Annotated in this window: 12 protein-coding genes; all 12 read right to left on the bottom strand. The window is 47.5% G+C overall.

What is annotated here, in order from left to right; genetic code table 11:
* Window positions 1–65: 65 nt before the first annotated feature.
* Window positions 66–515 (bottom strand): flagellar export protein FliJ, encoded by a 450-nt coding sequence (gene fliJ / locus DPF93_RS05510; RefSeq protein ID WP_114765222.1) that lies wholly within the window; start codon window positions 513–515, stop codon window positions 66–68.
* 7 nt (window positions 516–522) lie between these two features.
* Window positions 523–1,845, bottom strand: coding sequence for a flagellar protein export ATPase FliI (gene fliI / locus DPF93_RS05505; RefSeq protein WP_114765221.1), 1,323 nt, complete (start codon window positions 1,843–1,845; stop codon window positions 523–525).
* Window positions 1,845–2,645 carry a flagellar assembly protein FliH gene (fliH, locus tag DPF93_RS05500; protein ID WP_114765220.1) on the bottom strand — a complete coding sequence of 267 codons (801 nt, stop codon included), beginning with the start codon at window positions 2,643–2,645 and terminating at the stop codon, window positions 1,845–1,847. The genes fliI and fliH overlap by 1 nt, the downstream gene beginning before the upstream one ends.
* 27 nt (window positions 2,646–2,672) lie before the next feature.
* On the bottom strand, window positions 2,673–3,728 hold the full coding sequence (gene fliG / locus DPF93_RS05495; RefSeq protein WP_114765219.1) for a flagellar motor switch protein FliG: 1,056 nt from the start codon (window positions 3,726–3,728) through the stop codon (window positions 2,673–2,675).
* Window positions 3,721–5,466: a flagellar basal-body MS-ring/collar protein FliF gene (gene fliF / locus DPF93_RS05490; protein ID WP_114765218.1), complete on the bottom strand. Its 1,746-nt coding sequence runs from the start codon at window positions 5,464–5,466 to the stop codon at window positions 3,721–3,723. The genes fliG and fliF overlap by 8 nt, the downstream gene beginning before the upstream one ends.
* 14 nt (window positions 5,467–5,480) lie before the next feature.
* Window positions 5,481–5,792, bottom strand: coding sequence for a flagellar hook-basal body complex protein FliE (gene fliE, locus DPF93_RS05485; protein ID WP_114765217.1), 312 nt, complete (start codon window positions 5,790–5,792; stop codon window positions 5,481–5,483).
* Between the two features lie 98 nt (window positions 5,793–5,890).
* Window positions 5,891–7,297, bottom strand: coding sequence for a sigma-54-dependent transcriptional regulator (locus DPF93_RS05480; protein ID WP_114765216.1), 1,407 nt, complete (start codon window positions 7,295–7,297; stop codon window positions 5,891–5,893).
* A gap of 1 nt (window position 7,298) precedes the next feature.
* On the bottom strand, window positions 7,299–8,333 hold the full coding sequence (locus DPF93_RS05475; protein ID WP_114765215.1) for a sensor histidine kinase: 1,035 nt from the start codon (window positions 8,331–8,333) through the stop codon (window positions 7,299–7,301).
* A 130-nt stretch (window positions 8,334–8,463) separates the two neighbouring features.
* A complete protein-coding gene (locus tag DPF93_RS05470; protein ID WP_114765214.1) occupies window positions 8,464–9,930 on the bottom strand; it encodes a sigma-54 dependent transcriptional regulator in 1,467 nt (488 codons plus the stop codon).
* A 251-nt stretch (window positions 9,931–10,181) separates the two neighbouring features.
* Window positions 10,182–10,592 carry a flagellar export chaperone FliS gene (fliS, locus tag DPF93_RS05465; protein ID WP_114765213.1) on the bottom strand — a complete coding sequence of 137 codons (411 nt, stop codon included), beginning with the start codon at window positions 10,590–10,592 and terminating at the stop codon, window positions 10,182–10,184.
* A gap of 11 nt (window positions 10,593–10,603) precedes the next feature.
* Entirely contained in the window at window positions 10,604–10,927 is a 324-nt protein-coding gene (gene fliT, locus DPF93_RS05460) for a flagellar protein FliT (RefSeq protein WP_114765212.1), read from the bottom strand.
* A complete protein-coding gene (gene fliD, locus DPF93_RS05455; protein ID WP_114765211.1) occupies window positions 10,911–12,950 on the bottom strand; it encodes a flagellar filament capping protein FliD in 2,040 nt (679 codons plus the stop codon). Before fliD ends, fliT begins: the two co-directional genes overlap by 17 nt.
* Window positions 12,951–12,961 lie beyond the last annotated feature (11 nt).

The raw sequence follows: 12,961 nt of genomic DNA, 5'->3' as shown, positions 1-12,961 counted from the left end.
CAGTCGTACAAAAAACAAACATTTATTTGTATAGAACAAAGCAAAAAACGCGCCAATAAGCTAGGCTAGCTTAAACGATTCGCTTGCTGACGAGAAAACTGCAAGGTCGAGAATTCATCCATCTGCTTCTGCTCACGAATGTTTTCCAAACGCTGCTTTTCAGCCTGTTTTTTCTCAATCAACCACTCGTAAGAGCGGCGCTGCTTGCGACACTCTAACCAATGGTTTTCACAGTTTTCGACTTGATCTTTAAAGTGAGATTCCGCTTGTTTCTGCTTAGACAAGGTATTGTCTAGGGTGGTAAGAAAGCGATTTAAGTGGGTATATTGACTGGCAGTCAGACCTTGTTTTCCGCGATCGACTAACTGCTGACAATAATCTAAACGGTATTGCTCGATTTGCTGTAACTGCTGGTAATAACCATCCAGATCGGTGCGCGCTTTATTGAGTGCCAGAACGGCTTGATTTTCGCGCTCTTTCGCTTGCTCTAAAAGAAAGTCGAGGGCATTATTCATAGACTAGCTACTCCCCTTTCAATAAGCGTCCGAGCATATTGACGCACATGTCATATGGCACGCTCTCTTTCATGCTTTGCTGCAAGAACATATCGAGCTTAGGCTTAAGGGTAAATGCCGCATCAATCGCCGGATCAGTACCCGGTTTGTACGCGCCAATAGACACCAAATCTTGGTTTTTACGACACAATGACAACACTTGGCGCACCGCTTTTGACATCAGAACATGCTCTTCAGTCGTAATTTGTGGCATAACACGGCTAACCGACTTCTCAACATCGATTGCTGGATAATGACCGGCATCAGCCATTTCACGCGACAGGACAACGTGACCATCTAAGATCGCTCGCGAAGCATCAGCGATAGGGTCTTGTAAATCATCCCCTTCGGTAAGCACAGTAAAAAATGCGGTGATAGAGCCTTGTTCAGGACTGCCGTTACCTGCTCGCTCAACCAGCGCGGGTAATTTAGCAAACACAGATGGCGGATAACCTTTGGTTGCTGGAGGCTCACCCACCGACAAGGCAATTTCACGCTGCGCTTGGGCAAAACGTGTCAACGAGTCCATCAACAGCAACACGTCTAAACCTTGATCGCGGAAGTATTCAGCGATGGTCAATGCCGTTTGACAGCCTTTTAGACGCATCAAAGGGGATGCATCCGCAGGCGCGGCGACAACCACAGAACGCTGACGACCATCAACGCCAAGAATCTCTTCGATAAATTCTTTAACTTCGCGTCCACGCTCACCAATCAAGCCCACCACAACCACTTGTGCGGTAGTGCCGCGAGTCATCATGCCAAGTGTGACCGATTTACCCACACCAGAACCAGCAAACAGACCGATACGCTGCCCTTTGCCGACAGTCAGCAAACCATTTATTGCCTTAAGCCCCACATCAAGTGGTTCGGTAATCGGCTTACGTGCCAGTGGGTTAATTGGTTCGGCGTTAAACGAAGCCCGCTTTTCGGTATAGATAGGACCTAAGCCATCTAACGGGTTACCGACACCATCAATCACGCGCCCCAGCAACTCCATTCCAACCGGCAAGCCGGCATCACTGGTTAAAGGGGTTACTTTCGCGCCAGGCAGAACACCTGTGATTTGCTCACTGGGCATCAAGAAAAGGTTGTCACCGGAAAAACCGACCACTTCAGCTTCCATCTCACCATGCATGGTTTCGACTTTACATAAGCTGCCAATTGGCGCGCGGCATCCGGTCGCTTCAAGAGTAAGTCCAACCACGCGAACCAGCTTGCCAGCCGCAACAGGTCGGCAAGTTAATCCTTGGGTTTTGTATTGGGAGAGGCGATCAGCCAGCGCAAGCACTACTCACCACCTTGGTGGCGATTAACGCCGCAAAAACTCTTTAGCACGTTACGAATGCGCTCTTCCATGCGGTAATTGACGCTCGACTCACCCGCTTCGATTTGCACATCGCCGCGGTTAAGAGCTGGCTCGTCAACTAAAGTCCAGTTACGAAACTCGAGTGATTCTTGACCATAAGAAGAGCGAATAATCTCAACATCATCGGGGTGCAATTTTAAGGTGATAGCGTGCCCAGAAACAGGCAGCGCTTCGACTGATTGCTTAATGGTATCGAGAATAACTTGCGGATTAGTTTGTACTTCTACATGGACCACCTCTTTCACTAAGGTCAGCACCATATCGACTAACTGTTTTTCCACTTGCGCATTCATCAACTCAAGTGGCTGAGCAAACTGATTAGCAAGACCAACAAAGGTTTGCACTTGCTGCTGGATAAACTCTTGTCCTGCCGCAACACCTTCAAGCTTACCCGCTTCAAGACCTTCTTGGTGACCTTGTTCAAGGCCTTGCTCTTTACCTTTGTCATAACCTTGTTTAAAACCCGCTTCTTGCCCTTGCAGCAAACCTTCTTGATAAGCTTGCTGCTTAATCAAGTCGATCTCTTCTTGGGTCAACTCCGCCGGCGCTTCTTCTTCAGGCTCAGCAAAGTTTGGGATCCAACTTGGGTCATAATTAAGCGCGGTTGAACGCGCTTCAGAGCGGGTTTCTGGCGTGTAGTCAGGTAAGCCCCACTTCTGGGCTTTTTCGACTTGTTGATCATCATCGAGGCGCAAAAATCCGCGCTTTCTCTCACCTGACATTGTATTCACCTTGCAAGAGCAAAAATATTAGAGGAACTCGTCCGCGCCACCAGAGAGCATCAACTCGCCTGCATCGGCCATGCGACGAGCAATCGCCAGCACTTCTTTCTGTGCAGTTTCCACGTCAGAAACTTTAATCGGTGGCATCGCTTCAAGATCATCACGCATCATCTCAGCGGCACGCTTAGACATGTTCTTGAAGATCTTATCACGCAGTGCATCATCGGCACCTTTAAGCGCACGTTGCAGTACATCTTGTGGTACGTCACGCAGCAGCTTTTGAATACCTTGGTCGTCCACCTCGATAAGGTTTTCGAACACAAACATAAGATCCTGAATTTGGGTCGCCATGTCTTCGTCTTGATCGCGGATTTGCTCCATCAACACGCCTTCGATGTTATTGTCCATGTAGTTCATGATCTCGGCAGCCGCCTTCAGACCACCAATCTTCGCGGCCTGTGCACCAGCTTGACCTGCAAACTGTTTCTCCATGATTTCGTTCAGCTCTGCCAATGCCGATGGCTGAACTTCTTCAAGGTTGGCGATACGCATCATCAAATCAAGACGGTCACGCTCAGCAAACTGAGACAAGATTTCCGCCGATTGATCTGGTTCGAGATAAGACAGAACGATAGTCTGAATTTGCGGGTGCTCATTGATGATAATGCTAGCCACTTGACGTGGGTCCATCCATTTCAATGAATCAAGACCTTTTGAACCGGTACCCAGTAGGATCTGATCGACCAAGTTATTGGCTTTATCTTCACCCAGAGCGGCAACCAGCGTATTACGCATAAAGTCTTCGCTGCCCATACCGATGTTGGTGTATTTCTGAATATCTTCCAAGAAGGCGCGATGAACCGCACCCACTTTATCTTGGCTAAGATCGGCTGCGCGCGCCATCGCACTACCAACGCGCTGCACTTGTTTTGGTTCTAGATGACGGATAATTCCGGCGGCATCTTCTTCATTAAGACTCAGCAGCAAAATCGCCGCGCGCTCTTCACCAGGAATCGTAGAGATATCCACGGTTGCTTCTGCAACTTCGCCGCCTTGGGCTTGTGGGACAATTTCGTTAGCCATCTTTCATCCAGTTCTTCACAACTTGTGCCGCTAGCTCTGGCTCATTAGCCACCAGTGCGCGCACCGCTTTCAATACGTCTTCATCTTTATGTAAGTTTGGCAAATCAATGCTTGAACCAAACTCAAATAGCTCGCCGCCATCAAGATCACCACCAATGAGGCTGGTTTCACCATCGACGCCAATTGGCAGACCATCCGGTCCATACATCTGGTTCTCTTCTTCCGCTGCAGGGTTGAGAAGTTTCTTCATTGCTGGGCGAACCAGAACAAGCACAACGATAATAATCACCAGTGCACTGGCTAACCAACGTACCCAGTCGTTAAAGTTCGGGTGTTCCCAAATCGGCACATCAGCGATGGTTTCAATTTGCGGCTCAGCAAACTGCATACTTAACACGTTGAGTAAATCGCCACGTGCTTGACTAAAGCCCACCGCGCCAATGAGCACTTGACGAATTGAATCCAGCTCTGCCGTTGACAAAGGCTGATAAGTCGTCGCGCCTGTTTCAGGATTAACAATCGGACGGTTTTTGATCGCCACTGCAACAGTTTGGCGGTTAACCACACCGGTTTGACGGCGTTCATGGCTGATGGTCGTATCGAGTTCGAAGTTACGCGTAGCTTCTTTATGTACTGAGCCTTGACCAAGTACTGAGCCATCTTTCATCTGCGCCACATCTTGCGGAATTGAGGCATCAGCTGGCGGCTGATTACTCAGAGCACCTGGTACCCCCGCCACGACACTGCCGTTGTTGTAATCTTCTAGCGTGTATTCACTGCGCGTAGCTGGAGTGTTGGGATCGAAACTCTTACGTGTTTGCTCAACCGCGCTGAAATCAAGTTCAATATCGACCTGTGCGGTGTAGTTACCAAAACCAAGAATTGGAATAAGTACCGAGTCAATTTTTTCACGTAATGCCTGCTCTTGTTTACGCTCAAGCTCATGCTCTTTACGACGTGCCATTGAAGCTTCGTCTTGCGAGCCCGAGCTGAGTAGACGACCATGTTGATCGGTAACCGTTACGCGAGTTGGCTTCATGCCAGGTACTGCGCTTGAAACCATATCGACAACCGAGTCGACTTCTTCTTGCTTCAGACCACTGCCCGTTTTTAAGGTAAGAAAGACCGAAGCCGACGCCTCTTGGTTGTGACGAACAAAAACGCTTTGTTTTGGCAGGGCAAGTAACACGCGCGCGCGGCGAACTTGCTTCATTTCTTCAATCGCTTGAGAAAGCTGACGCTCGCGGCTTAGCTTAAGGCGTTCAAGCTCGAGGCGTTGAGAAACACCAAAGCCCATATCTTGTAGCAAGATATCGTCACCCGCTTCAGTTGCTTGGTTAAGACCTGCTCTGGCAAGGTTTAGCTTGAGGTTGTTGTATTCACTAGTTGGCACCAAAATGGTATTGCCTTCTAGTTTGTATTCGGTTTTTTGCGCATCAAGGTGATCTAAGATCGGGATAAGTTCTTCGGTTTCATAAGCGCCAAGCGGACGCATTTCAGGTTCTTTAACCCAAAAAAACAGCATCACGATGAGTGCCACACAGATCGAAATGGAAAGCACGAGTACGATCTGACGCATTAAGTCGAGATCGCCGACAGCTAAGTCAAACTTGGAGCTGCTTTTTTCATCTAAATCTGGATTTTGACCTTCATGATCTAAATCGTTGTGGGCAACAAGCGCGCCATCCGATGAAGAGCCTGATAAGGCTAAATCTGTTGACTGGTTTTGTTCAGACACTGACGATACCTAAATTAGACTGGCATATTCATCAATTCTTTGTACGACTCAACAAGCTTGTTACGTACTTGAATTGTGGCCTCAAACGCAACACTCGATTTGTTACGTGCGATCATTACATCCGACAACGAAACGTTTTCATCGCCACGATCAAATCGAGTTTGGAGTTCACTGGAAGTTTTGGCGAGGCTATTAACGTTATTAATGGCGTTGTTTAATAGATCTTTAAAATCCGCACCCACGGTTTGACCGGTTGCGACAGGTTTGCTGTTGGTTGCTTCCAACATAAGCGCCTGCATTTCACTATTAAAGCCATCAATTCTCATCGTTACCCCAGAAGTCAATTCTTTGACTGCCAACTCCGTTATTTTAATGACACTGCAAAGCCTATGCCATCAAGTTATGAATTTACGAAAATAGCACGTTAGTTTGGAATATCAATCCCCGCATCGCGCATTTTCGCTAGCTTGTAGCGCAACGTACGCGGGCTGATCCCCAGTTTTTCTGCCATTTCTTTGCGGCGTCCACCGCACTCAACTAAAGTGTCGAGAATAATAGCATACTCTTGATCTCTAAGCTCATTTCCTAACCCTGAATGGTTAGATAATCCGCTCAGCGTCTCGACTTCTGCCACAGGCTTAATCGTTGGTGCGACAACGGTTCCATTTTCTACCACTTGTTGCAGACTTGTTGCATCTTGCCAATCAAGACCTTCTAGCAGGATATGTTCGCCGCTAATGTGTCCGTTTTCACTTAAGATAAGCGCACGTTGCACCACGTTATCCAACTCACGCACATTACCCGGCCATGGATAAGCCAACAGCTTTGCCACCGCATCTTGGTTTAAACTTGGCACTGGCAGGCCTTGTTTTTGACAATGGCGCTCAACCAAATGTCTTGCCAGTGGCTCAATATCACCTTGACGATCACACAGTGCCGGCCATGCGATTGGGAAAACGTTCAAGCGGTAGTATAAGTCTTCGCGGAAGTTACCTTCTTGCACATATTGTTTAAGATCGCGGTTACTGGTTGCCAATACTCGCACGTCCAACTTAATGCTCTTGCGGCTGCCCAAACGCTCCACTTCACGCTCTTGTAACACACGCAATAGTTTGGCTTGTAGGCTCAAGTCCATTTCACTGATTTCATCCAGCAAAATCGTACCGCCTTGCGCTTGTTCAAACTTACCTGGGCAGGCTTGCACAGCGCCGGTAAACGCCCCTTTCTCATAACCAAATAGGGTCGCTTCCAGCATATTGTCTGGAATTGCTGCACAGTTAATCGCCACAAATGGACCATCTTTACGATTCGACGCGTTATGGATGTAACGTGACATCACTTCTTTGCCCGAACCACTTGGACCAAGTACCATCACGTTGGCATCAGTTTTGGCAACTTTCTCTGCCAAGGCGAGCAGTTTTAAACTCTTTTCATCAGCAACGACTGCATCACCATTGTCATCCGATTTCACTGGCGCATAGCGACTGACCATGTTGAGCAGCACTTCTGGTGCGAAGGGTTTAGCCATGTAATCAATCGCGCCATCTTTCATTGCAGAAACCGCATCTTCAATGTTGGCGTACGCGGTCATCAGTAATACTGGTAAATTCGGCCAATGCTGTTTGATATTGCGCAATAGAGCTAAACCGCCCATGCCAGCCATCTGCACATCCGACACTACGATATCGACCGTGTTCGCTTTTAACTTGATCAGTGCATCTTCCGCGCTATCCGCCTCGAGCCACTCGTAGCCCGCAAGCGCTAAAGTATCTACGAGCGCTTCGCGCAAACCCTCGTCATCCTCTACGATAAGTACTTTGCTTTGAGCCATGTTATTCTCCAGTCGTTACTGATTGGTCTTGAGGTTGAGTGCGCTCTAAAGGAATGCATACCGTAAAGCATGCGCCCTCACCCTCTTCAGAAATTAGTTCTAGTCGGCCATCATGTGCTCGACACACCATTTGCACTACTGCCAGACCAAGCCCTGTGCCTTGCGAGCGGGTAGTGAAAAACGGTTCCATGATTTTTTGTTGTAGCTCTGGCGGTACGCCGGGACCACTGTCTTGCACCGAGATTTTTAGCTCGCCGTTCACCGGTCTAAAAAAGACATCAAGCTGAGACTCTTTACCGGCAATCTGAATCGCATTCATCACTAAGTTACTCAGCGCAGAGGCAATCGCATTGGCATTGCCCATCAAACGCGTCTCTTGCTCTTCCACTTCAAGGCAATAATCTATCGCGTTGTTTTTCAGCGCCGTTTCCACCATAGGAGAAAACTCTGCCACCAGTTCAGCAACCGTAAATGGCTTAACCACTTTATTGTCGCCACCTTTCGCAAACAGCAGCATATCATTAACTTGTTTTTCAAGATCTTGCAGGCGATCAAGCAATTTAGTTTGAAATCGTTCTTTGGTTGCCACAGGCAAGTTTGGCGCGCTTAGGTTAGCGGCATACAACATGGCACTAGAGAGCGGCGTACGAACTTGATGGGCTAAAGAGGCGACCATACGTCCTAATGACGACAGCCTTTGCAGATCACTGATGCGCGATTGCAATAAACGCGTCTCGGTCAGATCAGTAATTAGGATAAGTTGTCCGGTGGTTGAAGCCGAGATAGCCAAGCGCACTTTGCTGCCATTGCGCAAAGAGATTTCGTGTCCATCATCCTCACGCGGGGCAAATGCCCACTGAATCACTTCAAACCATTTGTGCCCTACCAGAGGGACTTCTAACAGGCGCTGAGCTTCTGGGTTTGCTTCACGCACTACCCCTTGGGTATCAAGCAGGATCACGCCAGCGGGCATCACATCCAATACCTGTTTATAACGTTCTACTTGTTCTTCTAACGAGCCTAAATGGTTATCCATCCACTGACCAACTTAACTGTTGTTATATTGCTTTAAATACTACAATGGCTTGGAATGCAAAAAGCAAGCCAAGCCATTATTGTTTATTATCAAAAACTTAATTGAGAGTCATTATTTTGACACGCACCAATTAGCGCTGCAAATTGTACTTACGCATTTTTTCCACCAAGGTGGTTCGACGCATGCCTAGCATATCTGCTGCTCGCGCCACAATGCCGCCTTGCGCATCCAAAGCTTGGTTGATCATAGTAACTTCAAGATCCGCAAGCATCTCTTTTAAGTTCACCCCTTCCGGTGGCAGTGCTTGTGGTGCATTGCTCTCTGCAGAGAAGATATCCATGTGATCAACGCTGAAATCTTCCGAGAAAATATTCTGCAGTACATCACGCTCTTGCTCTTCCACCGACATAACCGGGTTATATTCAGGTTGGAACTCTGGAATATCACTATAACGATACTTGGTCGGTAGATGGTTCACATCCACTAAGCTATTTGGATAAAGAATGATCATACGCTCAACCAAATTCGCCAATTCACGCACATTGCCCGGCCAGTTGTGCTCCATTAAGGAGTTAATTGCACGAGGCGTGAAGCAAATTGGCTGCGCACCTTCTGCTTCCATACGCGTCATTAGCTCTTGTAGCAAAAGAGGGATGTCCTCTTTGCGCTCACGCAGTGCTGGCATCTCAATTGGAAATACGTTTAGACGGTAGTAAAGATCTTCTCTAAACAGACCATCATTGATCATTTCTTCAAGGTTACGATGGGTCGCAGCGATAACGCGCACATTGGCACGAATGGTATTGTTACCACCTACTCGTTCAAAACAGCGTTCTTGCAATACTCGCAATAACTTAACTTGCATTGGCATTGGCATATCGCCAATTTCATCCAAAAACAGCGTACCGCCATCAGCCAGTTCAAAACGCCCTTTACGTGCCGTAATCGCCCCGGTAAAAGCGCCTTTCTCATGACCGAACAGCTCACTTTCAAGCAAATCTGGCGGAATTGCACCACAGTTAATGGGCACAAAAGGCCCACCACGACGAGTCGAATGGTAGTGAATATTGCGCGCCACAACTTCTTTACCAGTGCCTGATTCGCCGAGGATCAGCACATTGGCTTCTGTCGAAGAAACTTGTTCGATTAAATGACGAACTTCTTGAACGCCATGGCTCTGTCCGACCAAACTGCGAAATAGCGTATTTTTGCGCGAACTCGCAACAACATTGACCCCTTTACGCCCCAAAAAGTCTTTGCAGTGGCGCAAAGCTTCACTGAGCTGCGGGTAGTTGAGTGGAAATGCTAAATCACCAACATAGTTGGTTAGATCTTCTACGAAAGGAAAGGCAGAATTGGCAATAAGTAGGGGAATATGGCTCGCGCTGGAAAGTCGATCATTCAACTTAGCGGCATCATCAGCATCATTAATTGAGCCGACAATACAACCAGACCAAATGCCTGCGAAGTCGAGCGAATCAATTTGAGCTGCACTGACAACTTCACATTGTTCGCCCACAAAATCTAAAATAGTAGCTAGATTGGTTTGCGCTTGAGCGTCGTCTTCAATGACAAGTAATTTTGCTAAGCCTTGCATAGGTGAGAATGATTGCCTTCGTTAATACTTGGAGTCGCACGAATACAAATACCAACCTCATTAGTTTGAGTCATTTTTAGCTGATATTTAGTTTAAAAAACGCGCAACTGAAATTAGCCACTAGGGTTATAGTGGCTTCTATTCTATTTGATAAAAAAAATAAGGCAACCAAGCAATTATATGGTGTGATGTTTACCCAAGGCTGAAGGTTCTATACCACCAAGTTAATTAGCAATAAATTAACAAACTTTTTATACGCCAACTTCCTTCGCGGTAAGGTTATGAAACTCAGCTGGTATCTGATCCCACGCCGATTTGATCTCACGAATGATGTCTATTACGTCATCTATCAGTTGCGGGTCATTTTTGTGGTTGGCCGCAGTTATCTGTGTAATCATGAATTCGTACAGTTGATCAAGATTTTGAGCGATATCACCGCCATCATCCATCGAAAGACAGCTACGTAGGCTGATAATGATGTCCAATGCTTTACCCAAGCGCTCCCCTTTTGCTGGGATATTGCCTTGTTGCATTGCCGCTTTACCTTGAATCAAACGCTCAATCGCACCAGCCATTAGCATCTGCACAATTTTATGCGGGGAGGCCGCACTGAGCTGGCTATCTACCGATACCTTCTTGTAAGCCTGTAATGAACCGCGCATAACCTTCCTCTTTATAAAAACTTTTTGTATTGCTGAACTGACTTATTACCATGTCGATACTTGTGTAGCGACTGACCGAGTAATGTCGTTTGTTCTTGCATCAATTTGACCACTTGCTGTGTCTGCTGCACTGCAGCCTGCCAACGCTCGCTGTTAGCAAGAGATGGCACTGTCTCTATCATGCTTAACAAGCCCAGCAATAATTGTTCCCTGTTATCGACCAATTGAGCAATTTCTTCAGCATTAATGTCGGGCAATGTAAGCCGACCGATAATTACTTGATCTAAATCACACAAATTCTGCAATTTAGTATAGAAATCATCCTCCAAGTGCATTCATCATCCCCGCGAGTTGCTGTTGCATTTTGCTGGTTGAATCTTGCATCGCCGTAAATTTGGCGTGGGTGCGTTTCTCCAGGCTATCCATACGACGATCTAAATTGGCTTGGTCATCTTGAATGCGGTAATTACGCTCGACCAAACTCTGCTCACGCGTGCGCAGCGCGCCTTGCACTCCGGTAATGCCATGAATGGCGTCTTCCACTTTTTTGGCAAAACCTTGGTTACCACCGAAAAAGTCTTCGAGTTTGTTAAAGTTATTATTGAGCTGGCGATCAAGCATCGAGTAGTTGATTTCCAACGTACCTTGACGCGTTGTCGTAATACCAAACTCTGTCAGCGATTTAAGATCTTCCGGCGCCGGTTCTATTTTCGATGAGAAGACTGCTTTTAAGCGCGAATCGGCGCTGCGAACCACACTGTCACCAGAAAGCGGACCTCGCTGCCCAGTAACTGGGTCAACACTGGCGAGATCTTTTGAGAGCTGATAGAACTGGTTATACGCTGAAACAAATTGCTCGATATCCTCACGCACGCCTTCGCGGTTGTATTCAATATCGATCTCTGACGCTTGTTTACCTGGCTGAGTGCGCCCTTTTAACGTTAGGTCGACACCATCAATGGCATTTTCAATGATGTTATTGTTACTCGAAAGCTGCGCCACGCCATCAAGCATCACTTTAGAATCTTGCGCCGCCTGAACTTGGCTCATACCACCGTAAGCATCAAACGAAGATTGCGCGGCTTTAAGATCTTGCTGCGCTTTTTCAATTCGCTGTAAATAGTCGCGCTGCTCAGGCGGTAACAAATCGAGTTTGGCTTGTTTTGCTTGGTTGTCATTCATTTCACCAGCAGCCAAAGCGGCATCAATCTTATCTATCTCTGTTTGGTTGGCTGCTGCAATCACCGCTTGTTCGGCGGCGAGCTTTTTGTCGAGCGCCGCTTGCGCTTCTTTCGGCGTAACGTAAGAGTCAGTTAAGGTACCTGAAGCCGTGTTGCTCCAGCCCGGGATATCGCCCGATTTTTCAAGCGCTTTATCATCCAGTTCAGGCTCTGGTTCCCAGTAGGAATCGAGTAGCGTGCCCGATGCAGTTTCGGTCCAGCCGGGAATTCGATCTTCTGGCTTAATGTATTTATTCGCCGCTTGCCCTGCACTGGCAGCCGCAGCGACGGCTTTATCCGAAATAGGATTGGTTGGCGTGACATCTTTGGCTGCATTAGGGTCGACAACACTTGCCGCTTGCTTGGTGGCATCGGCAATTTCTTGGTCGACATTTTTTGCCGCATCGATATTGCGCTGAGCAATGCGATCAGCCACCAACTGTTCTTGTTCAGTCAGCGGGCTAAGCAGCTCTTGCGCTTGTGCGCGTGCTTTTTCTAAATCGGAGACACGTTGCTCAAGGGTTTTGTATTCAAAATTCTTCAGCAAGTTATTCGGTTTGTCGGTCTCAACGCTCATGCTAACGGCGTTGTCTTGACCAGATAAGTCTGATGCCACGATTAGACGTGGACCATTGGTATCATTGATCACTGAAGCGCGCACTCCAGGGTTACTTTTATCGCCGTTTATTGTGCGGACGATATCGGTTAACTTGGAGTGCTCTTTTACATCAACAACAAATGACTTGTTGCCCATCGCGATACGCAACTTACCCGCACCAAACTTTGCATCCTCTGGAAGTACATCGGAGGCAATTTTGTGGCTTTGAGCAAGTTGCAACACATCGACAGCATAACGACCTGCGATCGCTTCAGTAGTGGCGGTTGCTGACACTACGGCATCATCGGTCGATTCAACCTTTCTTGCCGCAAACGCCTTTTCCTGACGAAAGCTCGCCATTAAGTTTTTCATCGTATCCAGCGACTCTCTGAGCCGACCATAGGCACTGATACTAGAATCAATCTGGTTAAGCTCATTGTTGATGCGTTGCTGCTTTGGCGCGCGCTCCGCTTCAACAATTTTGCTCACCATGGCATTGATATCCATGCCAGTATTCATCCCTATTGGGCCAAAACTCATTCAATCACCTC

The organism is Vibrio rhodolitus (assembly GCF_003350325.1).
In the GTDB taxonomy this organism is placed as follows: Bacteria; Pseudomonadota; Gammaproteobacteria; order Enterobacterales; family Vibrionaceae; genus Vibrio; species Vibrio rhodolitus.
Note: the sequence above shows the minus strand (reverse complement) of the source record. Positions and strands in the feature narration are given on the sequence as shown.